Raw genomic sequence first — 26,910 nt, 5'->3', positions numbered from 1 at the left:
GCTGCACAAGAGTAGCGCTTGCTTGCGGCGTCCCGGCTCGCTAGCTTTCGCCCATGAGCGAACCCATGATCCTGCGCCTGTATCTGGAAGGCAAGCTGCTGAAGGCCGCTCAGGCCGGGACACATAATTTCCTGTCTCAGCTGATTTCAGTGACCGAATCCGCCGGGTTCCAGACCGAGCTCTGCCATAGCGAACCGGGGGATCAGGTGGTCAGCGAGGATCGGGAAGGCTATGCCATGTTTCACATGCAAGAGCCGACGACCGAGCAAGGGTTGACCTTTCGCAAGGTCTATCATGGGCCTTTTTGGACCATCGAGAAAACCAACGAGCGCTGGAACTGGCGCGTTGCCAAGCAGCGCTTTGATCCGGACAAAATAGACCCTAAACAGGCCGAAGGCTTCTATTCTCGTTGGCAGCAGCGCATGTTCAAGGGTGCGACCCAGACCGTCAGTAATGATGGTTTTGTCTATGTTCCGCTTCAGGGAGTTCTGGCCGAACGGCGCTCGTTTCAGATGGCCAGCCCGTTCGAGATGCTGATGGCCGTTTTGCACCAGAATCCCAACCGGCGGGTGATAGCCACGCTGCACCCCCGCGAAACCTATACCCGAGAGGAGCGACGGCGACTGCTTCATATGCAGGAGCGGTTCTCGAATTTCAGTGTTCAAACGGGGGGGATGGTGCCCCTGTTGCAACGCTGTGATTACGTCGTGACGCAGAATTCAGCCGTGGCCTTTAACGGGTTCTTTTTTGGCAAGCCCTGCATATTGTTCGCCAAGGTTGATTTCCATCACATCGCGTTGAATGTCGAGGGTTTGGGTGTTGCCAACGCGTTCGAGCAGATTCACGAACACCGCCCAGATTTCGCGCGCTATGTGTACTGGTTTTGGCAGAAAAACTGCATCAATTCCGGACGCTCTCGTGCCGAACGGCAAATCGCCAAGGCCCTGACCCGCGCAGGATGGCCGTTGTGACCCGGGTATTGGTGTTGGGCGGGTATGGGTTGATCGGTTCAGCCTGTATGCGGGAACTGCACCGCGCTGGTATGCAGGTCACGGGTCTTGGTCGGTCTCGCAAACGCGCTTTGCGCTCGGACCCCGCAGCGAAATGGATCATTCAGGACATTCCAAGCCTTTCCGCTGATGAATGGCGCCATTTGCTGGTTGATTTTGATGTGGTGGTGAATGCATCCGGTGCCTTGCAGGACGGAGCGCGCGACAATTTGCACGCGATCCATGTACAAGCGGTCGAGCGGTTGGTGAAAGCGTCGCAAACCGAGGCGGTTCGCATCATCCAGATCTCGGCGGCTGGTGTGTCCGCGACGGCCTCAACCGAATTCTTTCGCAGCAAAGCCCAAGGGGACGCGATCCTTGCCGAGCGCGCTGCGGATTGGGTGATTTTCCGACCGACCCTGGTTTTGTCACCCGAAGCCTATGGTGGCACGGCCCTATTGCGGGCGGCATCCGCGTTGCCGGGACTATTGCCTGTGATCTTGCCCGATGCGCAGGTGCAAACCGTGCATATCGATGATGTCGCGCGCGCGGTGGTCCTTGCGGCGAAGGGGGAGGTGCCCAACAAGACAACAGCCGATCTAAGCGAGCCGAACGCTCAGAGCTTTCCGGTGCTGGTGCAAAAAACGCGCGAATGGCTGGGGCTTGGTCGGGGCGTCGCCGTGCCAGTTCCAGCCGGGTTGCTACGATTGTCAGGATACGCGGCGGATGGGCTTGGGCGGTTGGGGTGGCGCTCTCCTCTCAGAACCACGGCGATCCAGGCCCTAAAGGATGGAATTCGCGGGGATGCCTCCGGCTGGTCTCATGCCTGTCGCCCGTTGGAGCAATCCTTTGCCGACATGCCGGCCACGCGTCAGGAGCGCAGCTTTTCCAGGCTCTATTTTTTGATGCCGCTGGCAATTGGCACGCTCGCGATTTTCTGGGTCATTTCCGGCATAATCGCCTTGTCAGAGCCTAATATGGCCATTGAAATCTTAACGCAGAGAGGCGCCTCAAATTTGCTTGCCACGAGCTCAGTTTGGTCGGGGATCATCGCGGATATCACCTTGGGATTGGCCATAGTCTGGCGATCCAAAACGCGACTGGCGGCGCTGGGGATGATCCTGGTTTCAATCGCCTACCTTGTGGGCGCGGCGTTGATGGCGTCTGACCTTTGGCTGGACCCGCTGGGCCCCATAATCAAGGTCTTTCCCAGCATAGCGCTGGCATTTTTTGTGTGGGTATTGGTCGAGGACGAATGAGCTACGAGTTTTTGTTATTTGTTCACGTAATCGGAGCCACCGTCCTGCTGGGTACGGGGGCCGGCATCGCGTTTTTCATGGTGGTTTCGCATCGGTCCAACGACCCATCCTTGATCGCCCATGTTGCGGGAATCGTGGTTCTGGCCGACACGCTGTTTACCGCCAGCGCTGCGATTTTACAGCCGATCACGGGGGTGATGTTGGCGCTGAAAACCGGATACCCTCTGACCGAAGGTTGGATTGCCTTGTCACTGATCTTGTACGTGATTGTCGGCGTGTTCTGGCTGCCAGTCGTTGGGATGCAGATCAAGATGCGGAACCTGGCGCGGCAAGCGCGGGATACGGGGGCCCCCTTGCCGCAAGCCTATCACCGGCTGTTCAAATGGTGGTTCGCCTTCGGGTTTCCCGCATTTGCGTCCGTGCTGGGGATCGTTTGGCTGATGCTGACCAAGCCCGCGCTGTAAACAAAAAAACCCCGGCGCTGGGCCGGGGTTTTGAATTCGAAGATCTGTTCTGGATCAGATCGAGTTCTTGGATCCACGACTGAAGCGCAGCCTTGGGTGCGGCGCCAGCGCGGTTTGAAACAACCTGACCGTCCTTGAAGATGAACAGCGCGGGGATACCACGCACACCCATGGCCGCAGCGGCGTTGGGGTTCTGGTCAACGTCGACCTTGGCGATTTTCACGGTGTCGCCCAGCTCTTCGGACAGCTCTTCCAGGGCGGGGCCGATCTGTTTACAGGGGCCGCACCATTCTGCCCAGAAATCCACCACAACGGGGACGTCGGAATTTTTGACTTCTGCGTCGAAAGTCGCGTCAGTAACGGCAACAGTGGCCATGTGAATTCTCCTGAATTTTGGTTTGGATCAGAACCTAGGTAGCCTGATCCCCAGCGTCAAGGAGGCTTGTGGTATTCAAAGCCTCAGTCACCAAATCTTGTGGTAGAGGCATCAGCGTCGCGGTTTTGGTCCACAGAATAGCGGTGTCGATCCGCCGCTCGGGGTAAATCCGTGCCAAAACATGAGCATAGGCCCCCATTTGGCGCAGCAAACCGTCGGGCGTTTGCCCGGCCGTCGCGGGCACAACGGCGTTGGATTTAAAATCGACCGCCAACACACGATCTGGTGAAATAATCAGCCGGTCGATCACCCCATGCAGGCGCCGCCCACCCAGTTCGGGCAGATCAGCGGTAACCGGGACCTCGGCCAAGGTGGAATCACTGAACAAAAAGGCCAGATCCGGCGCGCCGATCACTCGGCTGGCCTCGGCCAACAGCTCGGGTGCGTCCGGCGCACCGCCACAGATGTTTTCAGCCATCCGGGGCCAAGCCGCAGGATCCGTGCCCGGCAGATGTTCCAGCATCATATGCAGCCAGGTGCCGCGACGCTGGGCCTCGTCCTTGTCGCGACCCGCCTCGCCAGGCAGGGCCTTGGCGCCGCCCAGATCCGAGGGGCTGAGCGTGCCGAGCGGTTTGATGGGGTCACTGACAGGTGTGGTAAACAGCTTGGGCAATTCGATTTCCAAGGCAGCCTGCCGGGATTCGACCCGTTCGACAGGCCCCGTCCAATCCATATGCTCCAGCCGCAGCCCGTCGCCAGTGGGCTTCGGCGTCGCCACCGCGCCCAGTTGCCAGGCCGCTGCATGAACCTTGTCATACCAGCTGCCATCGCCTTGTTTGTACTCGCCTGCCCCGGCCAGGATCAGCCATTTTTCCGCCCGCGTCATTGCGACATACAAAAGACGATCGCGCTCGTGTTCCTCCTGCGCGGTCTCGGCGGCTTTGGTTTGCGCCAACAGCCCGGGCATGTCGTCAGAGCTGGTCTTCCAAACCGGTGTATCCGCCGCAATCTGCACATCACCCCCCATCGGAGCCCGCTGATTCAGCGTTTCCGGCATGATCACGATGGGGGCCTCTAGCCCCTTGGCGCCATGCACCGTCATGACGCGAATCTGGTCCTCGGCGCTATCCATCTGGCGTTTGATTTCCAGATCATCCGTGACCATCCATTCCAGGAACCCCTTGAGGCTGGGGATCGCGTTGCGTTCAAAGGCAAGCGCCTGAGCGAGAAACGCGTTGATCCCGTCTTCGGCCTCGGTGCCCAGCCGTGCCAGCAGTTTTCGCCGCCCGTCATGCCGGGTTAGGATGCGCTCAATCAGATCATAGGGGCGCAGGAAATCGGTCTGGCCCCGCAGATCGTTCAGAACAGCCATTTCAGCGGGGTATTTGTCGGCCCGTTTGCGCAGGGTTTCCCACAAGAACGGCTCTTTGCGCCCGTGCGCCAGATCAAACAGCTGAGTTTCGCTCCAGCCAAACAGGGGCGATTTCAGCGCGACCGCCAGGCTTAAACTGTCCTCGGGCGTGGACAGAAAGGCCAGCAAGGCGGCCAGATCCTTGACCGCCAATTCCGCACCGACCTTCAGGCGATCTGCCCCAGCGACGGCCAGCTTTCGATCCTTTAGCGCCCGGATCACCTCGGGGAACAGGCCCGAGCGTTTGCGCACCAGAATCAGGAAATCCCCGGGTCGCACCGGCCGCATCCGATATTCGCCGCTATGCCCGATCTCTTCGGGAATGGGGTGTTCAGCGTCAATCAGCGCCTTGATCCCGTCCGCGATATGTTCGCCCAGTTGAATGCGATGGTGTTTCTCGCTTGGACGGTCGACGGGTTCGAACCAGTCTTCTTCGGACTCATCCTTGGTCGGGGCCACGATCGGCCACAGATCCACCCGCCCTGGCATCCGATCCTTAAAGGCGCGGTGCTGCCCTCCGGTGGGAAATCCTAAATCCTCGTGCCCACGGAATGTTTCATCCACCAGATCCAGAATGGCTTTGGACGAGCGAAAGGAATACTGCAATTCCTGCACCGCCAGCGGGTGGTCGGTCTGATCCAGGCGCTGTCCAAATTCCTGCTGCATCCGATCAAATTCGCGCGGATCGGCGCCCTGGAAGGAATAGATCGACTGTTTCTTGTCGCCGACAACGAAAATGGTGCGCTCTTTGTCGGTCCTCGCCCCCTGCCCGCTGGTGAATTCCTGTGCCAGCAGCTCGATCACCTTCCATTGCGCGGGCGAGGTATCCTGCGCCTCGTCCACCAGAATATGGTCGATGCCTCCGTCCAAACGATACAGCACCCAGGCCGCAACAGCCGGGTCCGTCAGCAGGTCACGGGCTCGCAGGATCAGGTCGTCGAAGTCCAGCCAGCTGCGATCGTGCTTTTTCTGTTCATAGGCGGGCAAAAATGCGCTGGCGAAATCATGAAGCGCCGCCGTTTTGCGTGCCGCTGCCAGCGCCAATCGTTTCTCTCGGGCGTCCTCGACCCGCAGCATCAGCGGTTCAATCCGCGTCATCAAATCAGGGTGGTTTTTCTGAACGGCCTTGGTAGGAAAAGAGCCTAACTTGGCGGAAAACGGGCTTTTCGCGCCCTTCCCGGTCAAAAGCACGCTTTCCAGAATCGGCAAGGATTTCAGCGTCAGGTCACCGATCATCATTAACTTGTCGGCGTTCTTGTTGTCTGTTGCCCCACCAGAGCGTAGCGCGGTGATCAGCTGGTTCAGCAGCTCGGCCTCGCCCCCCAGAAACACCAGCTTCAGCAGGGCGGTTTCGTCAAAATCTGAGGGCAGATCGAACAGCGTCAGGCATTCGTCAGGCGTTCGGAACGTGCCAAACTTGGCGCGATGCATCACCAAATCACGGGTCAGCCCGTCAAAATCCCCAGCGGTCACATAGCGGGCAACTCCGGCCAGGCGGTCCGGATCGTTTTCGGCAAGCGTACGCAGCACCTCTTCGCGCAGCAAGGCGGCAGCGCGGTCCTCCATTTCCTTGAACTGAGGGCTCACTTTTGCCTCAAGCGGAAATCTTCGCAGCAGCGCCGAACAAAACGAGTGGATCGTCTGGATTTTCAGCCCGCCCGGCGTTTCAATGGCCCGCGCGAACAAAGTTCGGGCGTTACGCAGCGCGTCATCATCCACCTCGCCATCGGCGCCCAGCTCGTCCAGCTGTTTGCGCAGCGCGTCGTCCGGCAGCATCGCCCAGGCGCCCAGGCGACTGAACAAACGGTTTTGCATCTCGCTGGCGGCGGCCTTGGTATAGGTCAGACACAGAATATGCTGAGGCTGAACATCCCGCAGCAGCAGGCGCGCCACACGGTCCGTCAGAACCCGCGTTTTCCCCGAGCCCGCATTGGCAGACAGCCACGTGGACCAACCCGGACGCGCAGCGGTGACCTGCGCCTGTGTTGCCTCATTCCGCATGGTTCACACGCTCCTTTTCAGGCTCGGTGGTCAGGTCCCATTCGCCAAAGCGCGACAGCGGATCATAGTCGGAAATATCGCGATCCAGGAACATGGCACGGCGCGCGGTAAAGCCAGTTTCAGGCTCTAAATAGGCCGAAATCAACTGTTCGAACCGCGCCCATATGACGGGAACGGGCTCTTCATTCAGCGGGGCGTCTTGCTCTTTTGGGGTTGCGCTGAGGCCGATATAGGTCGCTTTTGCCACGCTCGGCGCACCCATATTTTCAAAGCCACCTTTTTCCAGCATTGCGGCCTCTAGCAGCAATTGTTTGTCAAACGCCTTCTGCTGGGCCTTGGTTGGCGGGTTCGAGGTTTTGTAGTCGAATAGATAGGCTTGCCCGTTCGAATCCAGATCAATCCGGTCGGCCTTGGCGGTCAGGGTAAAGCCCAGATGCGGGATCGAGGCGCTGCCGCTGACCTCCAGCTTGGCGGGCCGCATGGTTTTGCGCCGTGTTTGTTCTTGGGCAACGAACCAATCGGCGACACGATGAACGCGCGCGGCCCAGAGGCTGCGAATTTCGGGCCACGGAACGTTCTGAGCCAGAGTATCAGCAGCGATTTGGGTTAGCCGAGCAGAGGTCAGTTCGCCGTCAACATCGCGAATGAAATGTTCGAACACCTCGTGAACCACGGTGCCGCGCAACAAGGCATCGGGCGCTTTCATCAACGGATCCAACGGGCGCAGCCCCAGAACCCGGCGGGCATACACGGCATAAGGGTCGCGGATCAGGCGCGCGATCTCGGTGACAGACAGTTGACGAGGCCGGGACTCGGCCGGCGGGGCAGGCGAAGGACGCGGCGCGGCGGGAGTTTTCCCTGGTTCTTCCAACTTGCGTGCCATCGCCAGCCAGGTTTGCCCTCGTTCAGTCGCGTCGCGCAGGGCTTGCGGGCCACCTTGATCGGGCAGGCCGCTTAGCAAATTGGTAATCCGGTTCAGCCAGCGCGATTTCACGGTTTCCGCGTCATCAGACCGGATCGAGCGTGTCAGCCACACCTGTGGCGCGGCGATGGCTTGTTGGAAATCATGCGCCGACAGGCCAATGCGCCGTTCGGGCAGTAACAGACCCGCGTTCAGCCGCATGCGTCGGTTCAGCCAAGGGTCGGGAGAGGGCGCCTCGGGCCAGCTGCCCTCGTTCAGTCCGGCCAGGATCAGCAGGTCAGCGCCTTGCACTCGGGCCTCGAGCGTCCCCCAAATCAGGATATTGGGATGCGGTGTGTCGGGGTTTCGCACCTCGCCGCGCGAAAGGATCGCCCCGAACATATCGGCGTAATCATGCGCCGACATGTCCCCTCCGAAGGGCGCCTCGGTCTGGAAATCCGTGACCGTCGCCAGCGCGGCGCGGCCAGCGTCTTCTTTCCATAACTCCGAGGCCTGGGCGGGCGTTGCGCCATCCGCGATCTGTTCGGCCAATGCCAGGTGCCGCGCGATCCAGTCTTCCAAGGACATGGTGTTGGCGGTCTGATCTAAAAAGGTATCAGCGACCCAATTCGCCCAGTCAGCGGCTCCATCTTGCGTTGATTTTGCACCAAACCGCGTCAGCAAGTCCGCATCTGGATAGGGCACGCCCTGTTTGCGGATGAACAGCTCTAGCTCGCGGGTCAATAACAGGTGCATCCCGCGCTGACCCCCTGAATGCGTCAGTGGATGCGACAACAGGGTCAGCAAAGCCTCGGAGGTCAATTTCTGGTGAAACAGAGCCGCAATATGGCGCAAGAACCGACCCGGAGGCGTCAGCTGCAGCGGTGTTCCGGCGCTATCATCGGGCAAGACCCCCCAACGACCCAAAGCGGCCGAAACCTGGCGTGTCAGCATCCGATCCGGTGTGATAAGCGCAGCGGTTATGCCTTCGTCAACAGCCTGGCGCAGTCGCATCGCGATGGCCAGGGCTTCGTCTCGGACCGAGGGCGCCTCGAGCACGGTCACATCCGCCATCGCCTCTGGCAGATTGGTCAATTCGGGTCCTTCGCTCAGCCATCGATCCGTCACGGGCGCAGGGCGCAACGCCAGGGACACCAAGGCCGAGCGCGGCGCGTTGGTGGGTCGGCTATCATCCCAACGCGCGACATCAGAGGGGGTCAGTCCCAGCTCGGTCAGCAGCTTGTGAAACCGAAATTGCGGGTGATCCTCCGAGGTCAGCGGATCGGCGAGATCGGCCCAGGCCTGTCGCGGCATATCGAAATCGAATCCGGGCAGAATGATCGCCCCTTGGGGCAGCTGGCTGATCGCCTTCATCAACAACATCGTGGTGCCGCGCGATCCGGTCGAGCCCGCAATCAACACCGGGTGCTGCGGTGCATTTTCGGCCCAGATTCGAGACAATTCCTGCACAACCATCCGCTGCCGCGTTTCCTTGTCCGGCGCCTCGTGCGCTTGGTCAAAGTAGTGCTGAACGATCTCGAGAAACTGCAGCGAGCGGCCCCAATGCCCGCTTTCATCCGACACATCGAGGGTTCGGATAACCTGAGGATCAACACCCTCGCCATGCATTTCGTCCAGCAAAGCGGCCAGGCTGTCGGCCAAATCATACAGCGAGGATCGCGGGGCAAGATCGGGCTCGCGCTCTAACAGAATCGACACCAACTGCGAGATTTCCAGCCGCCGCCGCAAGGCAGGCACCGCAGGCGGGATATCAGACAGACCCGCGCCCACCGCCAGGTCGGTCACCAGCTGCAATCGAGGCAACAGCCGCGCCGGCCCTGCATCAAACAGGTCCCGCACACGGCGCTTCATCCGCTGTGTGTTCAGGATCAACTGGGTTCGCGCCAGTTGCTCGGGGCGGTGATCCTGCCCGCGCTGTTCTAGTCCGCGCACCAGAGCGGCCGGGAAATCCACCCCCAGAGGAACGCCATACACGCGCGGAGTGTCAGACGGTTCAAACATCAGCGTTGCTTAACATGGTTTCGGCCAGTTCAATGCCTTCGGGCCGGCCAACATCGGCCCATTTGCCGGGATAGCTCAGCCCAAAGGCCCGGCAATTGGCCAGCATTTGATCCCACAACACATTTAAGGAAAAGGCGCGTTCCGGTATGTCGGCCAGCAGATCGGTCTTGATGATCTGAACACCGGTATAGACAAGCCCAGGACCGCGCGACAGGACACCTTTGTTCAGCAGAAAATCACCCTGCCCCCGGTGGCCAACGGCGTTTTCGCGCGGTACGCACATCAAGAGCGCATCCATCCTGGCGGGATCCCAGGCCTCGATCAGCATCGGAACGGGGTTCGGACCCGCCCAGGCCGCATCAGTGTTCATCGTCAGCACCGGCCCGTCGCCCAGCAGCGGCAACGCTGCCTTTAACCCGCCGCCAGTTTCCAGCAACGCTTCGGATTCGTCAGAAAACACCACTGGCCGCCCGGTCAGATATTCTCGGATTTGGTCCGGCAGAAAGTGCAGATTCACTACGATAGGGTCGAAACCCTGGCCTTCGACCAGATGCAATGCATGATCCAGCAAAGGTTTGCCTGCAACCGGGATCATCGGCTTGGGTCGCGTCCTGGTCAGAGCACCCATCCGCGTGCCCAGACCGGCGGCGAAAAGCATCACTGACCTTGGGCGCATCCGGCTTGATCCTTTAGTCGTTGCAGGTTTTCTGGTGTGGGTTCGGGCAAATCCTGGATCAGCGGCGCAACAGGGGTCAGCGCCGGATGAGCCAGCCCGTTTTGCAGATGTCGCCAGACGCGTGGGATCAGATCGACATATGAGGGCTTGGTGTCACGCAGACAAAGTCGGGCAAACACGCCCAGAATCCGCAGGTTCCTCTGTACACCCAAAACCTGATAGGCTGACTGGAATTCCGCTGGATCAGAGCCTGTTTCGCTGACGTAATGCGCGATCATTTGTTGTTCCAGATCGGCGGACACATCCCGACGCGCGTCTTTCAGCAGCGAAACCAGATCATAGGCTGGGTGCCCTGTCATGGCGTCCTGGAAATCCAGCAGTCCGACGCGGGCGACGCCCGCGCGATCCGGCAACCACAGCAGGTTTTCGGCGTGATAGTCCCGCTGGATTAGGACGGTTTGGTCCCCTGCATGGGCGCGCAGAATGGGCAGAAATGCGTCAGTGAACGCCTGCGCGTCAGCCTGACCAGAGATCCCCTTTCTGTACCAATCCCACGCCAAGGCGGCCATTTTTGTCATCACTTCGGCCGAGTATGGGGCCAATGCGGGCGGGCTGACCCGATGCAATTGCACCAGAACATCCGTTGCTGCGGTATAGAGTTGGGGCTCGGTTTCCGGATCGGACTGGGCGACCCGCGCGAATAAACCATCGCCCAGATCTTCGAGCAGCAAGAACCCGTTTTCAGCATCCTGATGCAAAATTTTGGGGGCGCTCAATCCGTTCTCGCTCAGGAATTGCGCGATGCGAACAAAGGGGCGCACGTCCTCGCCCTTTTCCGGCGGCGCATCCATCAATACAACGGAGTCCCCATCGCGGATCAGCCGATCGTACCGCCGGTTCGAGGCATCACCAGCCAGAGAAACAGGCTCGATTCCAGCCCAATCGGTGCCAGAAAGAAACTTTCTGACAAGTGTTGCCCGATCCGTCATAGCAATCCTTTCAGGCGCTCAGTCCATTTTTCGGCCTGCCAACCTGCGGTTACCAGGCGGGTGCTGTCACCCTCGGCCTCGAAACTTAGCAGCAGTGCGTCCGCGGGGGTCAGATCAGACAAGCGGTCAGGCCACTCGACCAGGCAGATCCCTGAGTCAAACGCCTCTTCCAACCCCAGCTCGATGGCTTCGTTTGGGTCCGTCAGGCGATACAGGTCGGCGTGCCAGATCTCGGAGATTGGGGTGTCATAGACCTGAACCAGCGTGAATGTAGGCGAGGGCACGTCCTCGGGCTGTTCCAGCAATGATTGGATCAGACTGCGTGCAAAATGGGTTTTTCCGGCGCCAATCCCGCCCTCAAGCAGAATGACATCGCCCAAGGCCAGCCGCGCCCCCAGCGCTGCGGCAAAGTTGCTGGTTTCCTCTGGGGAGTTGAGCCGTTTTTCGATCACCATGGCGCGAGATTACCTGACCACGCGCCACCCGCAAGCGGCTTCACGCAGGCAGGGCCAGACTACGCGGCAGCGCCTCGCGTAGAGAATCAAAGGTTACCGCGAACTTCCCAGCGGGCATGGGCATAACGGCACAAGAGATTTGCCGCCCATCGGTCATCGTCACAACAAAGGGGTCCGTTTCCCCACTGGTCAAAGACGAAAAATCCGTGCCCGGCAGGCATAAACGCGCCCATTTCCCGATGGCTTGGGCCAGCGTTTCGACCATCAGGCCAACATCGGGATCGCAGTCCCAGAGGTCGCGATAGGCTGCGTTGGCAAAGGTTAGGGTCTGATCGGTCGAAAAAAACGCAACCGCCTGGGGCATGCTGTCCAGCAACGCATGCAGATCGTCCAATTGAGAGCGATAGCGCCGGGTCGAGGAAACCTCAGAGCTGATGTCCTCGAACAGGAACGCAACCGCGCCGTCAGGATGCGGGCGCCCGGTTACACGATAGGTCAGACCATTCGGCAGGCTCCAGGTTTCGTGATATCGACCATCGGTGGCGGCCAGAACCAGCTCGGACATTTCTTCGCGCCAATTGCCGTAATCCTTGGGCTCGGGCATGATCTGCAAATCCCGGAGCTGGTCAAAGAAACTGAACAAAGTCGGCCGCGCGCTAAGAAACTCAGGGCTAAGATGAATCAGATCCGTGAGGGCGGGATTGAACAGCGCCAATTGTCGTTTGCGGTCGAAAATGGCCAGACCGATGGACAGCTGCGCAAAAGTCTTGGTCAGTGTCTGAACAAAGTTCCGCTGCGCGATCTCGGCCCGGACAACTGGGTTTACGTCGATCGCATAATGCATTTGACCCGACGGCGTCGCGGTCGAGGTCACATCAAACCAGATATTGCTGTCGTTTTCTTTCAGCGCCACGGATAGGCGTTGTCGAGGGCTGGTGGTCGCTGACGGTTCGGGTAAGGAAAACAGTTGGGGCAGATCGGTTTCCAGGTCAGTTTCTACATTGCTGGCCAGCTGGAAATAGGCGGGATTGGCCCAGATCATCTGATTCTGCTGATCTGTGCTCCAGATGGGAAAAGGGCTGTTGTCGACGGCCTGTTCAAACAAGCCCATGCGGTTGTCCGAGATCAGCCGCTGATGCAGATCGACCGCGTGCGCGACACCGCCATCAGGGTGCAGAATGGTGATACGCATCATGGTGTTGATGCGTTCTAGCAGCAATTCAGCCTCGTCGCCGGGCACGCAGGAGGGGAAGCTGACAATATCTGTGTCCAGCTCCTCGGGGGTGGATGGAAACTTGGGAAATCGTGGCAACAAAACATGCCGTAGCTGAGCCCAGTCGGTATTGCCAATTCCGTGACCGGTTTCGAACAGCCACTCGCCCCCGCCAGAAATGTTTAGCAGATCCACACCCTGGAAAAGGAAACGGATATCATGATCCGGACTGGCGCCACCGACATCCTTTGTGCGGCGATTGCTTAGGAAATAGAAAACCGCAGCCGAGGCCGCAGAGGCAGAAATGATGGACGTGAACAATATCGCGGACAAGCTAAGCATCCCACCCCCTGACAATACCCTTTCAGGTTGAGGGGCATTTCGTTAACAAATAGTTAACGCGCCGTAGATTCAAATGCTTAGCGGTTGATTTTGACCAATTGGTACGGCGTTTTCTCCGTGGATGGCGTCAATCTTGCTGCGAGGCCAAACAACCTCGACGATAGCACCTATTTTTGGCGCCCCGGGTTTGGCATAGGCGTTGGCATCGCTCCCATTGGCAAAGCTCAGCTCGGCTCCGGATCGTTCCAGCAGGGTCTTCGCAATGAATAACCCCAAGCCCATGCCCTCGTATCCCGGGCGCTGGGCCCTGTCAGACGAATTCTTGCGCCGTCGCATGAAAGGATCGCCGATACGACCAATCAAATGCGAGGGATAGCCCTTGCCGTCATCCATAATGCGTATCGTGACCAAGTCCTCGGACCATTCGCTTTCGATCCAGACGTTTTCACGGGCGAAATCCACTCCATTCTGAACCAGGTTGCGCAGTCCGTGAATGATTTCAGGGCGTCGTAAAATGCTGGGTTGATGGGCCAGGTCAGCGTTTTCGATATCCAGGTCCTGATGGATGGCTTTTCCACGATCCAAATGTGGCTCGGCTGCTTCGCGGATCACCTCGCTTAGTGGGGCCTGGCGCATGTGCAGATCGTCTTTGCCCGCCCGCCCCATCGAGCGCATGATGTCCCGGCATCGATCGGCTTGTTCCTTGATCAGCAAGGCGTCCTCTTGCAGGTCGGGGCGCGCGTCCAGCTCGTCCGCCAGTTCGGCGCTGGTCAGCTTAATCGTGGCCAATGGAGTGCCAAGTTCGTGCGCGGCGGCCGCGACGATCCCGCCGATATCCGTCAGCTTTTGTTCCCGCGACAGGGCCATATACGTTGCCTGCAGAGCGTCTGACATCGAGTGCATCTCGACCGTCACCCGGCGCGAGTAGATCCCCAAAAAGACCACGGCAATCACAATGGCGACCCAATTGCCGAACAGGAAAATCTCGGGGACACGATAGATGAAACCCTGTTCTGTCCGCAGAGGCAGGTGGAATTCTGCAAGCAGAGTCACAACAAATATCGCGGTAATCCCCAAAAAGATGGTCGACCTAAGTGACAAAGCCGAGGCCGAAACGGTCACGGGCCCAAGAATCAGGATCGAGAACGGGTTATGCAGCCCTCCGGTCAGCGCCAGCAGCACGGTCAGCTGCAACAAGTCGAACAGGACCATCAGCAGGTTTTCAGCTTCGGACAGACGCTTGCTTTCGGGAAAGATGAACATCGCCACCAGGTTGCCCACGACCGAGACGCTGACCACCAGAATGCATAGCCCATATTCGATGTTCAGCTTCAGCAGCTGCCCGGCGACGATCAATGCGCTGATCTGTCCTGCAATCGCGACCCAGCGCAACAGGATGATGGTCCGCAGCTTAATCCAGTTCCCGCGCTGATGTCCTTTGAATACCCCAAACTCGGTCTGTGTCATGTGCGCGGCTTCGTCCCGTTGAACTCTGACATTCAGTGTTAAATATGCATGGACAACAGATCAATGACCTTCCTGAAGGAGCCACCCATGTCCCGTAGTCTGATCGCCGGAACCTCTGCCGTTGCCGTTGTCGCCCTGCTGGGCGCTACCTGGTATGTGACCTCGGGGCCCAAGGATGGGGACAAATACGCCCAGTGCCGGGTCGGGGCTGTTGCGGGCGGGTCCTCGCAAATCGGGGGGCCGTTCACCTTGGTGGATGAAACGGGCCAGACCGTGACCGACACACAGCTGATCGATAAGCCCTCGCTTCTGTATTTTGGCTATACCTTCTGCCCCGACGTCTGTCCGCTGGACAATTCCCGCAACGCCGAGGCGATCGAGCTGTTGGAAAATGACGGCACCATCGTCAAACCCGTGTTTATCTCGGTTGATCCAGAACGCGATACGCCCGAGGTTCTGGCCGATTTCACCGACTACCTGCATCCGCGGATGATTGGCCTGACCGGCACGCCTGAACAGGTCAAGGCCGCCAGCATGGCCTATCGCACCTTTTATCAAAAACAAGACCCCGAACCGGGCGACGAAGAATACTATCTGATCGACCACTCGACCTTTAGCTACCTTGTCTTCCCCGAAGAGGGCTTTATCGAGTTTTTCCGTCGCGACATGACGCCCGAGGACATGGCCAGCTCGATCCAGTGCTTTATGGATGCCAGATAAAGATCTGCGAATGTTTGACGCAGGCAACGTGCCGCTATACAAGGATTTTTAACGCATCTTTCAGGGCCGGAGGAGACGAGCATGGCGGAAAATCTTCAGGAAATCGGCGAGGACAATAGCCTGCTGTTGCTGGACGACGACGAGCCCTTTCTGAAGCGATTAGCCAAAGCCATGGAAAAGCGTGGTTTCTCGGTTGAAACGGCTGGCTCTGTGGCCGCTGGCAAGGCCATCGCCACTGCCCGCCCGCCCGCCTATGCCGTCTGTGATTTGCGCCTGGAGGACGGCAACGGACTGGATGTGGTCGAGGTGCTGCGCGAAAAGCGCCCCGATTGCCGGGTTGTGGTTCTGACGGGCTATGGTGCGATCGCCACGGCGGTTGCGGCGGTGAAAATCGGGGCCACGGATTATCTGTCCAAACCGGCGGATGCTGCCGACATCATGAACGCGCTGCTGGCGCAACCTGACGAACTGCCCCCGCCGCCGGAAAACCCGATGAGCGCCGACCGTGTCCGCTGGGAGCATATTCAGCGCGTCTACGAGCTGTGCGATCGCAACGTCAGCGAAACCGCGCGTCGGCTGAACATGCACCGCCGCACTTTGCAACGTATTCTGGCCAAACGCTCGCCCCGCTAGGGGACCTGATCAGCCTGACGGGCGCGCCTATTTGTACAGATCGTACCGTTTTGAGGTTTTGTTCACGATCTGCCCGTCGGCCAGCGCGACATTTGAATCGTGAGCCCAGGTTTCGAAACCGCGCGATTGGTAATAGGCCAGCCCACCAAGATTGTCGCTGCGGATCGTTGCATTGATCCAGCGATACCCCAGGGCCCGCGCGGCCGATTTGGTTGAGTCAAACAACTTGGACCCCGTGCCCAGTCCGGTTTTTCCAACCTGCACGAATGTCGCGATATCCGCAGCCTCGGGCGGAAGCTTGGGGTGGGGTGCAATCCATTGAAATCCCAACACAGTCCCGGCCACGTCCTCGGCGATATGCCAGGCTGATCTGTCAGGCGCTCGCGCCATCTTGGCCAGCATAAAATCCCGCGTAACCGGGTCAGTATAGGCCGTGGTGCCGCCGATTTCGATAATCTGGTTCAGCAGATCCGCCATCGGTCTGGCATCTAATGATCCCGCGCGACGAATGATCATCAAAGCCTCTTTAGCAAGGCTTCGTGCCGCCGGGTGAAATCCTCGCGTACCTCGACCGGCGAACGCAGATGGATATCCAACCCTTTGGTCAATTCGGGATCGGGTTTCCCGAAGAACTTGTCGGCTTCGGCCACGGAAAACCCGGCGATCTGCACAGCCTCCATCCAGGCGCTGACGCGATCGGCGCGTTTGATCTGTTTTTTGACGCTGGCGGGAATCTGCGCCGGCAGACCAAAGCGGATGTGGATCGCGGCGGTCAAGCGATCATCCAAAGCCCCATATCCGGGGCCAACGGCGGCTTTCACCGGGCTGATCATGTCGCCGATCACGTATTCAGGCGCGTCATGCAGCAGCGCCGCCAGCTGCCATTTAATAGGAGCATTCGGGTTCATCCGAGTGAACAACTGCTCGACCAGAATGGAGTGTTCCGCCACAGAATAGGGAAAATCCCCGACCGTCTGCCCGTTCCAGCGCGCCACAAAGGCCAGACCGTGGGCGATATCCTCGATCTCGATATCTATGGGGGTCGGGTCCAGCAGGTCCAATCTGCGACCCGACAGCATGCGCTGCCATGCTCGGGGGGGCTGTGCCATCTCTACCTCGGGGCTTTTCGTCGGTTATAACACCCGGTCTGCCGGGGCAAAGACCCTGTTGGCGTGAACCTTGCGTTTCAGCTCGTATCCCAGATGGCCCAGCTTGGCCTTTATCCAACGCTTATAGCGGAATTCTTCGAGGATAAGGATGGGGCGGCACCGCGCAATCATGTCCATCGCGCCCTCAAGTGCGGCGCGTTCGTGCCCCTCGACATCCAGTTGCAAGATCGAGATTTCGCGACCCTTGGGGACCACGCTGTCCAGCTGGATCGAGGGCACATGTTCGACCCCCGGCCCGTCCTGTACCACGTATCGGCTGTGCCCGCCCAACGGGTTGCCCTGATCGTCTCGGGTTTTGAAAAAGATCTCGCCGTCCGCGTTCGATACTGCGGCATGCGTCAGGGTGACATTCTCCAGCCCGTTCAGAGCAATGGTTTGGCTGGCATGGTGATGCGAGTTTGGGTTGGGCTCGAACGCCCAGATCCGCGCCCCGCTGGCCATTCCGGCGCTAAGGCCCGGCAGAAAATCCCCGAAAAACGTGCCTGCATGGATGATATCCCCCTGTCCCACGTTCTGGCGCATGAACTTGATGGTCTCGGGCTCATATACCTGACCAGATTTGATCAATCGTACGGCGGGCCGGTGATCCAGCCCCTCGGGCACCGAGTAGCGCCCATATTCGTTCTGAGCCTCTAGTTCTTCAACAACACTCATAATCGCGACCAGATTGTGGAATATTCATAGACAATCACTAGACCCAGACTTTGGCAAGAATTTGACCCGAGGCTTGTCATTGTTACATCAACTCAACAGTGATACATGCGCGCTAACAACGCAGGAGCCATACCCCGTGACCGATTACATCGTTAAAGACATCGCTCTGGCCGATTTTGGCCGAAAAGAGCTGGATATTGCTGAAACAGAAATGCCGGGCCTGATGGCGCTGCGCGAAGAATATGGCGATAGCAAACCGCTGGCCGGTGCGCGCATTGTCGGTTCGTTGCACATGACCATCCAGACGGCAGTTCTGATCGAAACGCTGGTGGCGCTGGGCGCAGATGTGCGCTGGGCCTCGTGCAACATCTTTTCGACGCAGGATCATGCGGCGGCAGCGATTGCAGCGGCTGGCGTTCCGGTTTTCGCGATCAAGGGTCAAACCCTTGAAGAACATTGGGATTATCTGGATAAATCCTTCCTTTTCCCCGAAGGTCCGAACATGATCTTGGACGATGGCGGTGACGCGACCCTGTACGTTCTGCTGGGCGCTCGTGCCGAGGCTGGCGAGGATATCCTGCCTGCCCCGTCCTCTGAGGAAGAGGTCGTTATCAAGGCCCAAATCCAGAAGCGCATGCACGAAAGCCCCGGCTGGTTTACCAAGACCCGCGACGCGATCCAGGGCGTGTCCGAGGAAACCACCACTGGCGTGAACCGCCTGTACCAACTGGTGCGCGATGGCCTGCTGCCTTTCCCCGCGATCAACGTGAACGACTCGGTCACCAAGTCGAAATTCGACAACAAATACGGCTGTAAGGAATTGCTGGTCGATGGCATCCGCCGTGCGACCGATACCATGATGGCCGGTAAGGTTGCTGTTGTCTGTGGCTATGGTGATGTGGGCAAAGGCTCGGCCGCGTCGCTGCGTGGCGCCGGTGCCCGCGTAAAAGTCACCGAGATCGACCCGATTTGCGCCCTTCAGGCTGCGATGGACGGGTTCGAGGTGACCACGCTGGAGGATGCCGTATCCGAGGCTGACATTTTCGTCACCACCACCGGCAACAAAGACGTGATCCGCATCGAGCATATGCGCGAGATGAAGGACATGGCCATCGTTGGCAATATCGGCCACTTCGACAACGAAATTCAGGTCGCCAACCTGAAAAACCACAAATGGACCAACATCAAGGACCAGGTGGACATGATCGAGATGCCCAACGGCAACCGCATCATCCTGCTGTCCGAAGGCCGCCTGCTGAACCTCGGGAACGCGACCGGGCATCCGTCCTTCGTGATGTCGGCCAGCTTCACCAACCAGGTACTGGCTCAGATCGAGCTGTTCACCAAAGGTGATGAGTACAAAAACGAGGTCTACATCCTGCCCAAACATCTGGATGAAAAGGTCGCGCGCCTGCATCTGGAACGGATCGGTGTGAAACTATCCTCGTTGACGAAAGACCAAGCGGATTACATCGGCGTCACCCCCGAAGGTCCGTTCAAGCCCGAGCACTACCGCTATTAATTCCGGCAAATATGCGTTGAAATCGCCCGTCACCCCGTGTGGCGGGCGATTTTCGTTCCGGGCTTCCCTTGGGGAAGAGGGGAAATTCCGCCACTCAACCTCAGATATGGCGCCGCAGCAGAGAAATTTCTTGTCCCATAGCGTTTTCAGAGTAGGCTTCGGCTCAACCCTGCTGCTGGGTTACTGAAATAGGGCAAGAAGCCCAAGGATTGGGAGTTTGAAATGGGAAAACGGGACGATCTGATCGCAAAATACGCGGACGACCTGAAAAATAAATGCGGTATGGACCCCGATATGGATCTGCTGACCAAGGTCACCATCGGTTGCGGTCCCGCGATTTACAATGACGATGCCTCGACCGTCGCCGCCACGCAGGAAAGCGAGCTTGAGACCGTCAAAAACAACTACCTGATCAAGAAACTGGGCCTGGCGGATGGCCCCGAGCTGATGGACGCAATCAACTCGGTGATCGAAACCTATGGCCGCTCCGAGCGCAACAAGTACCGCGCCGTGGTCTACTACATGCTGGCCAAGCATTTCGGCAAAGAGTTGATCTACGGCTGATTTCAGCGATATTCGTGCCTGACGCCCGCCCACACCGGCGGGCGTTTTGCATTTAAGCGGTATTCTAAACACTCGGTCGTAGGGTCTGCGGCACTCTTGCGCTATGGTGACAGTAAGCCGAGTCAGGATGGCCGGTCCCAAATTAGTTTCACGTGTGGTGAGTAGGGAGCACGTGGGGAACGGAGGGGCCAGCAACTTGCCGGTCCCTCCGACTATTATTTGAACTTGCCGCGCCGGTCCCGGTGAAACGCAAAGAATTCGGCCCAGGCTTTTGGGCGAACGATCTTGCGCAGCGTTTGCCGTCGATAGTCTGCGCTGTACATCAGCCGGCGCAGGTAATGGCGCACCCAAAACGCGTTGTCCCGGCTTTTGGCTGCCTCGGGGTTGCCAAACGCCGTCAGGGCCCGGGCGCCCCAACTGTTTGTGGTCAGAGCTTGGACACCGCTTAGCCCCTGGGTAAGTTCGGTGAGGTCGGTCAGCCACAGATCACAACTCGCCTGTTTCAGCCGATTCAGAGCCTGTTTTTGTGTCTGATCGGAGAGCGTCTCTAGGTATTGCACGTGATCAGCGATTAGCCGCAGGTTCAAGTTGCCGGTTTCGTGACGCAGCTCCATCCCATGCAGAATATGATGCAAAAACCTGTCCTCGAGACAGGGCAGAAAAATCTGTTCGATCCCGGTCGGGTGGGCGCGGTCAAACATGTCGGCACCCAAGACAGAGCTGACAATCGCCGAGCCCGGCGCGATGTGCAGCTCGACCGTGAACAACCAGTCCGGGGGATTGATCTGAGAAAGATGATGGTGGCCACTGGGCTGGATCAGATGATCATCCGTCGGCAATCCCTTGGCGCTGCGCAACAGTTGCGCAGCTTCTTGCACGCGATCGGCTGGGATCAGAAGATCCAGATCGCTGATATACCGGTGTGACGGCACAGGCTGTATCGGGTTCAGCACATCTGCGGCCCCCTTTAAGGCCAACACGGAAATTCCACGGGGTCGCAGGATCTGAGCGATCTCTCTTAGTTGCGAGACCGCCTGCTGATTGCGCGTGTGATTGGCCCGCTGCATTTCAGCGAAATAGATTCCCAGATCCTGCGGTATCAGCGCGGCCAAAGAGTTCTGGAATTCAAACGCGGTGTGTAGGATCACCTGCCCATAGGACTGGTTGGCGATGGCGGCCAAATGCTCGGGCTCAGAAGCACTTAGATCTGCGTGTAGCCCCTCGTAGGCGGGCTTTCCCAGTGCCACCATGATCAATCCCAGCACAGCCCGATGGGGGGCCGAGGCACACAGGCTTAGGTTTGCGGAGATGACAGCAGTTTCAGACATGCAGGCACAGATTGATCCGACGAAGAGTAATAGAGCGCATAGGCAGGCACATCGTTCAGAAATTTGCATAGAGGTGCAAGATCGCGATTGTGCGAATGTGAGGGGCGGCTGCCAGCCTGAAGAGCCTGAATCAGAGCCTGTTCCGGCGTAATTCGTTCCATTCGGAAAGGCGCATCAGGGCGGAAACTTGGGAAAATGACCGCTTTGATTGGGCGTTTTTCACCGGTATCGATTGCCGATGTGCGATGCAAGGGGATGTAGCGCACTCCCTCACGAGGGCTCAGCGCTGTCAGGCCAAAGCGAGATTGCAATTGGGCTATCTCGGGCAGGTTCCATGATCCTGGTTTGACGCCTGCGGCCGAGGGAAAGCTCATGGCTGAACGACCGTCCCGGTGCAGAGGAATATGATCGTCCCCCATATAGTCGCATCCAGCGGCGACCAAGCCAAAGGTCAGCGTGGATTTTCCCTGCCCGCTGTCTCCACAGATCAGCAGACCATTCCCGTTTTGCGACACGCAGCCTGCGTGAAATACCGCGGCAACCCGCTGGGCGCCACAAACGATTTCGGCCATCTCTCGTAGGATCACAAACCGGGCTGCATCCAAAGAGATACGCCCAGACAAGGCCTGCCCATCCCTGAAAACGGCGAAACCATCCCCGTCGGGCTGCGCTGACAGAGTGGTTCTTGGTTGGTTCAATTGCGGTGTCATATGTCCCAGAATGGTCCAGACCTGCTCAGACAGTATCTTGTGCGGGATGAAGACGTCAGCCGTGCCGCCTCGTCCGCCAATGCGCAATGGCTCTCCGGAAGCAGGAACATACGCAACCGGGTTGGGAAAGGCCGGGGCGTCAGTGGTCAGCAGGCCGGCGTGCTCCCAACTGGCCAAAACGCTGTGAATTGCTTGCACCGCGTCGTCGTGGTCCTCGGGCATCTCGGCGATCTGCTTCGCGATCGCCCCAACGGGCAACCCAGTACGCAGACCATCAAAGATGTGCAGGCCGAATTCGTTCGTCAGCACCACGGCGCCTGTCGCGACCGAACGAAGCGCGATCGAACTGCCAATTCGGCACGAAGAGATCAGATCGCTTAGGGAGCTAGGATTTTTGCTTGGCTTAGTCAGAGCTGATTACCCAGGATTGTTGGTATCTCCGAGATAGTCAGGCTCGGCGTTGTTGTTGAAGCCATTCCAGCCGCCGAAGCCCCCGTTCGAGTTCGCGCTTTGAAAACCAAACCACCAACAAATCCACCAAGGATAATAGTCTGTGCAGACCCACTCGTTGCTGGAAGAGGCCTGAGCCAAGGCCTGGTTCGCGCTTAGCGCAACCACAGTTGCCCCCGTTGCAGCGGCTGAGTATTTGCCAACAGATTTCAGTACGTCACGGCGTGTGACGGGTTTATCTTTGGTTTTGTTTTCCTGCCCGCTCATCTGCATTTCCCTTTGGCCGGAGCCTTTCATACACACATGCGACGAAAATTGACCGAGGTGAAGGGGAATTTATCCGCGTCCGCCACCGCCGCCGCGTCCGCCGCCACCACCGCGTCCGCCGCCAGGTCCACCGTCGCGATCGCACCACCAGGGTGGATTGGGTCGGCTACAGGCGGCTTGGGCTGCGGCATCGTCTGCAGAAAGCGCAACAACGCTGGCACCGCCAAGGGCGGCAGAATATTTTCCTACGGCCGCAAGCGCCTGGCGCCGCGAATAGGACTTGGGCTTGGATTCAGAACTGCTCGTCATGATTTTTCTATCTTGTTTTGCAGCACTCTAGCAGAAAGCAACCGATCTCGCACCCCCTCAATTGATTTGCAGAGGGTGGCGCTGCTTACTCGGCCGGTACGGCCTTCTGAGGGCCAATCAGTCCGCGGCCCTCGATCCAGCGGTCCAGCACCGAATGGGCGGCCTCGGGGTTACGAGTTTGGATAGCGCCGCGCAGATCCCGCAAAACGGTGGCCATCTCAAGTTCAGACAGGCCACGTTCGGGCGAACGCATGATTTTTTCATGCGGGGTGGTGATCATGTCCCGGCTCAGCAGCAGCTCTTCGTGCAGTTTCTCGCCGGGGCGCAGGCCGGTAAAGGTGATTTCAATGTCACCGTTGGGATTCTGCGCGTCTTTGACGGTCATGCCTGCGCCTTCGATCATTTGACGCGCGACATCCCGGATCAGCACGGGCTTGCCCATTTTCAGTACCAGCACCTCGCCCTGGCAATCGAACGAACCTGCCAGCAGGACCAGTCGCACAGCCTCGGAAATGGTCATGAAAAAGCGCGAAACATCCGGGTGCGTGACCGTCACCGGACCGCCCTGGGCAATTTGTTCGCGAAAGAGCGGCACAACAGACCCGCTGGAGCCCAGAACATTGCCAAACCGGACCATCCCGAATTTGGTGCTTTTGTTGCGCGTCGCCAGATCCTGGACAACCATCTCGGCCAGGCGTTTCGAGGCCCCCATAACGCTGGTCGGACGCACGGCTTTGTCAGACGAGATCAACGTAAACTGTTTGACACCCGCCGACATTGCAGCATCCGCCAGCATCTTGGTGCCCAGCACGTTGTTGCGCAGGCCTTCGATCAGGTTGCATTCGACCATCGGCACATGCTTATAGGCCGCCGCGTGCAGGATGGTATCGATGCAATATCGCTCAAGTACATCCTTGGTCAGATCGCTTTCGCAGATTGACCCCAGAACCGGAACAATGGTGACGTCCGAGCGCAAGTCGGACAGCTCGCGCTCGATTTCGAACAACGCCAATTCGGAATGATCCAGCAGTACCAGGACCTCGGGTTTGCAGATCAGCATTTGGCGGCAGATTTCAGAGCCAATCGAGCCGCCAGCCCCAGTGACCAGCACCCGTTTTCCCTGATAGGCGTTGCGAACCTCGGGCAGCTCGTTCTCCAGAATCTCGCAATTCATCAGCCGGGGCAGTTTGACGTGACGGATCGGCGTGGGTGGCCGATTGCCCATCACGAATTCCGAGAAGCTGGGGACGCGCTGAACATCACAACCCAGGCGCCGCAGTTTTTCTTCGATCCGGGCTTGAACGGGACGACTGGCCGAGGGCATGGCCATCAGAACCCGGTCGATCTCTTTGGATTCAACCAGATCGGCAATGCGCTCTGGGGCGAAAACCGGCAATCCGCGCAGGCTGCGGCTTTGCAGCGTTGGATTGTCGTCAACAAAGCACACCGGCTTTAGCGCATTATCCGTGCGTAGCGCATCAACCAGCTGTTGCCCTGTCTGGCCTGCGCCATAGATCAGCACGCGCAGGCGATTTTGGCCCCGTTCGTAGACGCGAATGACGAATTCGCGCAGCACGATCCGCGCAGATACGGCGGTTGTCAGGTAGAGGACGCCAAAGGCCAACGCGAACTGTGCAGGCAGGGGGAGCCCGACGCTTTGGGGCAGCGCCAATGTCATGACCGAGGTCGACACCGCAACCAACGAAGACTGGAGCAACTCTGCCCCACGATAGGCGATCAACCGGGTGTGATTCAGGCCCAACGACATGGTCAAAACGCCCGATAGACCCGCAGCGGATGCCCATGACAAAAGCAGCACCCAGGCGGGCAGCGCTAGTGGCATCGCGGTGTTCAGAATCAACAACGCTCCGACAAATGCAACAGAGACAGAAAGAAGCTCGACCACCTGCAGCAGCAGAGCCTTTTGTTCGCGCGGGGCCTTCAGCAAAAAGCGATACAGGTTCCGCATCGCCTTTTCGTGAAGGTGGCTGACCGAAAAAAGCAGATTTTTCTGGCTTTGCTTTGGCAAATTTGCACCTGGTCGTCTGATACTGCGCCGCAGAACGTAACTGCAGACTGTCTGTAAAAGCCTCGTTACAGTTTCTGATTCATTCAAGTATTTGCACGCGAAAATTGCTGCAAAGCAGAAAGTCGCGGGGAATCCGCCTAAGGAATCACCAAATTGCGGCTGTTCTGGACACAGGAACTTCAGAAGCTTAGACAGGCGCAAAGCAATGAATGCAGGTGTTTCCCCAATGACTCGATCCCTGTTTGGCACTGATGGCGTGCGCGGACTGACCAACACCCACCCAATGACAGCTGAACTGGCGATGCAATTGGGGGCCGCGGCAGGGCGTTATTTCCGCCGTGATCAACAAGAACACCGCGTGGTCATTGGCAAGGACACGCGCTTGTCTGGCTATATGCTGGAAAACGCGCTGACGGCCGGGTTTACTTCGACGGGTATGAATGTGTTTCTGCTGGGGCCGATGCCGACGCCGGCGATTGGGTACCTGACGCGTTCGATGCGGGCGGATGTGGGTGTGATGATCTCGGCCAGCCATAACCCGGCCTATGACAACGGGATCAAGTTCTTTGGCCCGGATGGGTTCAAATTGTCTGATGATGCCGAAATCGAGATCGAGCGCCTGCTGAACGAGGGCGTTACCCTGGCCGCGCCTGAAAACATCGGCCGTGCGAAACGGGTGGACGACGCGCTGGGCCGCTATGTGGAGTACGCAAAAACGACCTTCCCACGCGGGTTGCGTTTGGACGGGCTGCGCGTTGTGCTGGATTGCGCCAACGGGGCCGCCTATAAGGCCGCGCCCAACGTGCTGTGGGAGCTGGGGGCCGAGGTTGTCACCGTCGGCGTCAGCCCCAATGGCCGCAACATCAACGAAGATTGCGGCTCGACCGCGCCCGAGGCCGCCGCGCGCAAAGTCCGAGAAACCCGGGCCAATCTGGGCATCTGTCTGGATGGCGACGCGGACCGGGTGATCATCCTGGATGAAACCGGCGCCGTCGCGGATGGGGATCAGATCATGGGGATGATTGCCTCGATGTGGGCAAAAGAGGGTCAGCTGCAAGGCAACGCACTGGTTGCCACCGTGATGTCGAACCTGGGCCTTGAAAGGTTCCTGAATGATCAGGGCATCGGGCTGGAGCGCACCTCGGTCGGGGATCGTTATGTCGTTGAACGTATGCGCGAAGGTGGTTTCAACCTGGGTGGCGAACAATCCGGCCATATCGTGATGACGGATCACGCCACCACGGGCGACGGTTTGATTGCAGCGCTGCAATTCCTGAAGGCGATGGTGGAAACCGGTAAGAAAGCCAGCGAGCTGACCACTGTATTCCAACCCGTGCCTCAGATCCTGCGCAATGTTCGCTATGCCAAGGGCCGCCAACCGCTGGAGGCCGATTGCGTGCAAAACGCTATCGCCGAGGGTGAAAAGGAGCTGGGTAAGTCCGGCCGTCTGCTGATCCGTAAATCGGGAACAGAACCGTTGATCCGCGTCATGGGCGAGGCCGAAGACGAGGCCCAGCTGGACCGGATCATCGGCTCGATCTGCGATGCGGTGGAAACGGTGGCCTAAAGCAGGGTCAAAACCAGTCCGGCCAGGGTGCTGCCGCCCACGGCATAGCCCCCGTCGATAAAGATCAGCTTTTTCGGGCGACCCGCGAACATATAACAGGTCGTCAGCCAGGGCGCGCCAAAGAACAGCCCGACCGCAAAGCCGCCAATCAGGCCTTGCCCGATCCCGCTGACCCCGATCTGCGTGAACACATAGCGCATCATCGCCGCCATCAGCAGGCAGCTAGCAAAAGCCACGATATAAGGGATGGGATCGCCCTTGTTCACCGGCTGGCCGGCGTCATCGGTCGCTACACCTGCGGCCTGAACCCAGTGTTTTGCCAGCGTCATGTACCAAAGCGCGCCAAACCCATAGGCCGCAATCGCAGCCACCAGAATTCCCAAATAGCTCATGTCCTGCTCCTCATTGGCCGTGGGATTCGTT

24 protein-coding genes and 1 pseudogene are annotated in these 26,910 nt (G+C 58.7%); 8 read left to right on the top strand and 17 right to left on the bottom strand.

The window, feature by feature from the left end; genetic code table 11:
• Positions 1-65 precede the first annotated feature (65 nt).
• Genes ACXADQ_RS06260 through ACXADQ_RS06250 form a run of 3 tightly spaced genes read left to right on the top strand, consistent with a single transcriptional unit; the run spans position 66 to position 2,712 of the window.
• Positions 66-971, top strand: coding sequence for a hypothetical protein (locus tag ACXADQ_RS06260; RefSeq protein ID WP_475316945.1), 906 nt, complete (start codon positions 66-68; stop codon positions 969-971).
• The gene (locus ACXADQ_RS06255) at positions 968-2,248 is read left to right on the top strand and encodes an SDR family oxidoreductase (RefSeq protein WP_475316941.1); all 1,281 of its coding nucleotides are present in this window, start codon (positions 968-970) and stop codon (positions 2,246-2,248) included. Before ACXADQ_RS06260 ends, ACXADQ_RS06255 begins: the two co-directional genes overlap by 4 nt.
• The gene (locus tag ACXADQ_RS06250) at positions 2,245-2,712 is read left to right on the top strand and encodes a DUF2269 family protein (RefSeq protein WP_475316939.1); all 468 of its coding nucleotides are present in this window, start codon (positions 2,245-2,247) and stop codon (positions 2,710-2,712) included. The genes ACXADQ_RS06255 and ACXADQ_RS06250 overlap by 4 nt, the downstream gene beginning before the upstream one ends.
• Positions 2,713-2,776: 64 nt before the next feature.
• On the opposite strand, the pseudogene trxA reads toward ACXADQ_RS06250, so the two are convergent.
• From trxA to regB, 8 genes and pseudogenes are all read right to left on the bottom strand, one after another.
• Positions 2,777-3,088, bottom strand: a pseudogene (gene trxA, locus ACXADQ_RS06245) (thioredoxin); the annotation flags it as partial.
• A gap of 34 nt (positions 3,089-3,122) precedes the next feature.
• Entirely contained in the window at positions 3,123-6,500 is a 3,378-nt protein-coding gene (gene addA, locus ACXADQ_RS06240) for a double-strand break repair helicase AddA (RefSeq protein WP_475316937.1), read from the bottom strand.
• Complete coding sequence (addB, locus tag ACXADQ_RS06235) at positions 6,490-9,423, bottom strand: double-strand break repair protein AddB (RefSeq protein WP_475316933.1); 2,934 nt, start codon at positions 9,421-9,423, stop codon at positions 6,490-6,492. The genes addA and addB overlap by 11 nt, the downstream gene beginning before the upstream one ends.
• Positions 9,416-10,081 (bottom strand): nucleotidyltransferase family protein, encoded by a 666-nt coding sequence (locus ACXADQ_RS06230; RefSeq protein ID WP_475316931.1) that lies wholly within the window; start codon positions 10,079-10,081, stop codon positions 9,416-9,418. The genes addB and ACXADQ_RS06230 overlap by 8 nt, the downstream gene beginning before the upstream one ends.
• On the bottom strand, positions 10,081-11,088 hold the full coding sequence (locus ACXADQ_RS06225; protein WP_475316927.1) for an aminoglycoside phosphotransferase family protein: 1,008 nt from the start codon (positions 11,086-11,088) through the stop codon (positions 10,081-10,083). The genes ACXADQ_RS06230 and ACXADQ_RS06225 overlap by 1 nt, the downstream gene beginning before the upstream one ends.
• On the bottom strand, positions 11,085-11,543 hold the full coding sequence (tsaE, locus tag ACXADQ_RS06220; protein WP_475316924.1) for a tRNA (adenosine(37)-N6)-threonylcarbamoyltransferase complex ATPase subunit type 1 TsaE: 459 nt from the start codon (positions 11,541-11,543) through the stop codon (positions 11,085-11,087). The genes ACXADQ_RS06225 and tsaE overlap by 4 nt, the downstream gene beginning before the upstream one ends.
• A gap of 40 nt (positions 11,544-11,583) precedes the next feature.
• Positions 11,584-13,098 carry a PAS-domain containing protein gene (locus tag ACXADQ_RS06215; protein WP_475316918.1) on the bottom strand — a complete coding sequence of 505 codons (1,515 nt, stop codon included), beginning with the start codon at positions 13,096-13,098 and terminating at the stop codon, positions 11,584-11,586.
• Positions 13,099-13,167: 69 nt separating this feature from the next.
• Positions 13,168-14,565, bottom strand: a complete 1,398-nt coding sequence (regB, locus tag ACXADQ_RS06210; protein WP_475316914.1) for a sensor histidine kinase RegB — start codon at positions 14,563-14,565, stop codon at positions 13,168-13,170.
• A gap of 87 nt (positions 14,566-14,652) precedes the next feature.
• Between regB and ACXADQ_RS06205 the strand changes: the two genes are divergently transcribed.
• Complete coding sequence (locus ACXADQ_RS06205; RefSeq protein WP_475316909.1) at positions 14,653-15,285, top strand: SCO family protein; 633 nt, start codon at positions 14,653-14,655, stop codon at positions 15,283-15,285.
• Positions 15,286-15,366: 81 nt separating this feature from the next.
• A complete protein-coding gene (locus ACXADQ_RS06200) occupies positions 15,367-15,918 on the top strand; it encodes an ActR/PrrA/RegA family redox response regulator transcription factor (protein ID WP_420568996.1) in 552 nt (183 codons plus the stop codon).
• Positions 15,919-15,945: 27 nt separating this feature from the next.
• On the opposite strand, the gene ACXADQ_RS06195 is transcribed toward ACXADQ_RS06200, so the two are convergent.
• Genes ACXADQ_RS06195 through ACXADQ_RS06185 form a run of 3 tightly spaced genes read right to left on the bottom strand, consistent with a single transcriptional unit; the run spans position 15,946 to position 17,741 of the window.
• Positions 15,946-16,437: an N-acetyltransferase family protein gene (locus ACXADQ_RS06195; RefSeq protein WP_475316903.1), complete on the bottom strand. Its 492-nt coding sequence runs from the start codon at positions 16,435-16,437 to the stop codon at positions 15,946-15,948.
• Positions 16,434-17,027: an HD domain-containing protein gene (locus tag ACXADQ_RS06190; RefSeq protein WP_475316899.1), complete on the bottom strand. Its 594-nt coding sequence runs from the start codon at positions 17,025-17,027 to the stop codon at positions 16,434-16,436. Before ACXADQ_RS06190 ends, ACXADQ_RS06195 begins: the two co-directional genes overlap by 4 nt.
• A 24-nt stretch (positions 17,028-17,051) precedes the next feature.
• On the bottom strand, positions 17,052-17,741 hold the full coding sequence (locus ACXADQ_RS06185; protein ID WP_475316893.1) for an FkbM family methyltransferase: 690 nt from the start codon (positions 17,739-17,741) through the stop codon (positions 17,052-17,054).
• Between the two features lie 136 nt (positions 17,742-17,877).
• Between ACXADQ_RS06185 and ahcY the strand changes: the two genes are divergently transcribed.
• Together ahcY and ACXADQ_RS06175 are read left to right on the top strand one after the other, a co-directional pair.
• Entirely contained in the window at positions 17,878-19,263 is a 1,386-nt protein-coding gene (gene ahcY, locus ACXADQ_RS06180; RefSeq protein ID WP_475316888.1) for an adenosylhomocysteinase, read from the top strand.
• Positions 19,264-19,485: 222 nt separating this feature from the next.
• Positions 19,486-19,827 (top strand): DUF2853 family protein, encoded by a 342-nt coding sequence (locus ACXADQ_RS06175; protein WP_475316886.1) that lies wholly within the window; start codon positions 19,486-19,488, stop codon positions 19,825-19,827.
• A 215-nt stretch (positions 19,828-20,042) separates the two neighbouring features.
• Here ACXADQ_RS06175 and ACXADQ_RS06170 read toward each other — a convergent pair whose 3' ends face one another.
• The 5 genes from ACXADQ_RS06170 to ACXADQ_RS06150 form a co-directional block, all read right to left on the bottom strand.
• A complete protein-coding gene (locus ACXADQ_RS06170; RefSeq protein ID WP_475316881.1) occupies positions 20,043-21,155 on the bottom strand; it encodes a nucleotidyltransferase family protein in 1,113 nt (370 codons plus the stop codon).
• On the bottom strand, positions 21,122-22,174 hold the full coding sequence (locus ACXADQ_RS06165) for a hypothetical protein (RefSeq protein ID WP_475316874.1): 1,053 nt from the start codon (positions 22,172-22,174) through the stop codon (positions 21,122-21,124). Before ACXADQ_RS06165 ends, ACXADQ_RS06170 begins: the two co-directional genes overlap by 34 nt.
• Positions 22,175-22,282: 108 nt before the next feature.
• Positions 22,283-22,582 (bottom strand): hypothetical protein, encoded by a 300-nt coding sequence (locus ACXADQ_RS06160; protein ID WP_475316868.1) that lies wholly within the window; start codon positions 22,580-22,582, stop codon positions 22,283-22,285.
• A 26-nt stretch (positions 22,583-22,608) separates the two neighbouring features.
• Positions 22,609-22,794, bottom strand: a complete 186-nt coding sequence (locus tag ACXADQ_RS06155; RefSeq protein WP_475316865.1) for a hypothetical protein — start codon at positions 22,792-22,794, stop codon at positions 22,609-22,611.
• Positions 22,795-22,976: 182 nt separating this feature from the next.
• A complete protein-coding gene (locus ACXADQ_RS06150; RefSeq protein WP_475316861.1) occupies positions 22,977-24,860 on the bottom strand; it encodes a polysaccharide biosynthesis protein in 1,884 nt (627 codons plus the stop codon).
• A gap of 286 nt (positions 24,861-25,146) precedes the next feature.
• Between ACXADQ_RS06150 and glmM the strand changes: the two genes are divergently transcribed.
• Complete coding sequence (gene glmM, locus ACXADQ_RS06145) at positions 25,147-26,487, top strand: phosphoglucosamine mutase (RefSeq protein WP_475316855.1); 1,341 nt, start codon at positions 25,147-25,149, stop codon at positions 26,485-26,487.
• On the opposite strand, the gene ACXADQ_RS06140 is transcribed toward glmM, so the two are convergent.
• Positions 26,484-26,879 (bottom strand): DUF1761 domain-containing protein, encoded by a 396-nt coding sequence (locus ACXADQ_RS06140; RefSeq protein WP_475316849.1) that lies wholly within the window; start codon positions 26,877-26,879, stop codon positions 26,484-26,486. The two genes, glmM and ACXADQ_RS06140, sit on opposite strands and share 4 nt — an antisense overlap.
• Between the last annotated feature and the right edge of the window lie 31 nt (positions 26,880-26,910).

The sequence above is a fragment of the Thalassovita sp. ABM4_323 genome (genome assembly GCF_056158665.1).
This window is presented reverse-complemented; position numbering and strand designations above follow the sequence as displayed.

What these genes read in the sequence shown, in the direction of transcription:
- ACXADQ_RS06190 (WP_475316899.1), bottom strand. Translation starts at nt 17,027, where the DNA reads ATGGCACAGCCCCCCCGAGCATGGCAGCGCATGCTGTCGGGTCGCAGA.
- ACXADQ_RS06150 (WP_475316861.1), bottom strand. Translation starts at nt 24,860, where the DNA reads ATGCGGAACCTGTATCGCTTTTTGCTGAAGGCCCCGCGCGAACAAAAG.
- tsaE (WP_475316924.1), bottom strand. Translation starts at nt 11,543, where the DNA reads ATGGTGATCGAAAAACGGCTCAACTCCCCAGAGGAAACCAGCAACTTT.
- ACXADQ_RS06185 (WP_475316893.1), bottom strand. Translation starts at nt 17,741, where the DNA reads ATGAGTGTTGTTGAAGAACTAGAGGCTCAGAACGAATATGGGCGCTAC.
- ACXADQ_RS06160 (WP_475316868.1), bottom strand. Translation starts at nt 22,582, where the DNA reads ATGAGCGGGCAGGAAAACAAAACCAAAGATAAACCCGTCACACGCCGT.
- ACXADQ_RS06250 (WP_475316939.1), top strand. Translation starts at nt 2,245, where the DNA reads ATGAGCTACGAGTTTTTGTTATTTGTTCACGTAATCGGAGCCACCGTC.
- regB (WP_475316914.1), bottom strand. Translation starts at nt 14,565, where the DNA reads ATGACACAGACCGAGTTTGGGGTATTCAAAGGACATCAGCGCGGGAAC.
- ACXADQ_RS06230 (WP_475316931.1), bottom strand. Translation starts at nt 10,081, where the DNA reads ATGCTTTTCGCCGCCGGTCTGGGCACGCGGATGGGTGCTCTGACCAGG.
- ACXADQ_RS06170 (WP_475316881.1), bottom strand. Translation starts at nt 21,155, where the DNA reads ATGTCTGAAACTGCTGTCATCTCCGCAAACCTAAGCCTGTGTGCCTCG.
- ACXADQ_RS06200 (WP_420568996.1), top strand. Translation starts at nt 15,367, where the DNA reads ATGGCGGAAAATCTTCAGGAAATCGGCGAGGACAATAGCCTGCTGTTG.
- glmM (WP_475316855.1), top strand. Translation starts at nt 25,147, where the DNA reads ATGACTCGATCCCTGTTTGGCACTGATGGCGTGCGCGGACTGACCAAC.
- addA (WP_475316937.1), bottom strand. Translation starts at nt 6,500, where the DNA reads ATGCGGAATGAGGCAACACAGGCGCAGGTCACCGCTGCGCGTCCGGGT.
- addB (WP_475316933.1), bottom strand. Translation starts at nt 9,423, where the DNA reads ATGTTTGAACCGTCTGACACTCCGCGCGTGTATGGCGTTCCTCTGGGG.
- ACXADQ_RS06175 (WP_475316886.1), top strand. Translation starts at nt 19,486, where the DNA reads ATGGGAAAACGGGACGATCTGATCGCAAAATACGCGGACGACCTGAAA.
- ACXADQ_RS06205 (WP_475316909.1), top strand. Translation starts at nt 14,653, where the DNA reads ATGTCCCGTAGTCTGATCGCCGGAACCTCTGCCGTTGCCGTTGTCGCC.
- ACXADQ_RS06260 (WP_475316945.1), top strand. Translation starts at nt 66, where the DNA reads ATGATCCTGCGCCTGTATCTGGAAGGCAAGCTGCTGAAGGCCGCTCAG.
- ACXADQ_RS06140 (WP_475316849.1), bottom strand. Translation starts at nt 26,879, where the DNA reads ATGAGCTATTTGGGAATTCTGGTGGCTGCGATTGCGGCCTATGGGTTT.
- ACXADQ_RS06225 (WP_475316927.1), bottom strand. Translation starts at nt 11,088, where the DNA reads ATGACGGATCGGGCAACACTTGTCAGAAAGTTTCTTTCTGGCACCGAT.
- ACXADQ_RS06215 (WP_475316918.1), bottom strand. Translation starts at nt 13,098, where the DNA reads ATGCTTAGCTTGTCCGCGATATTGTTCACGTCCATCATTTCTGCCTCT.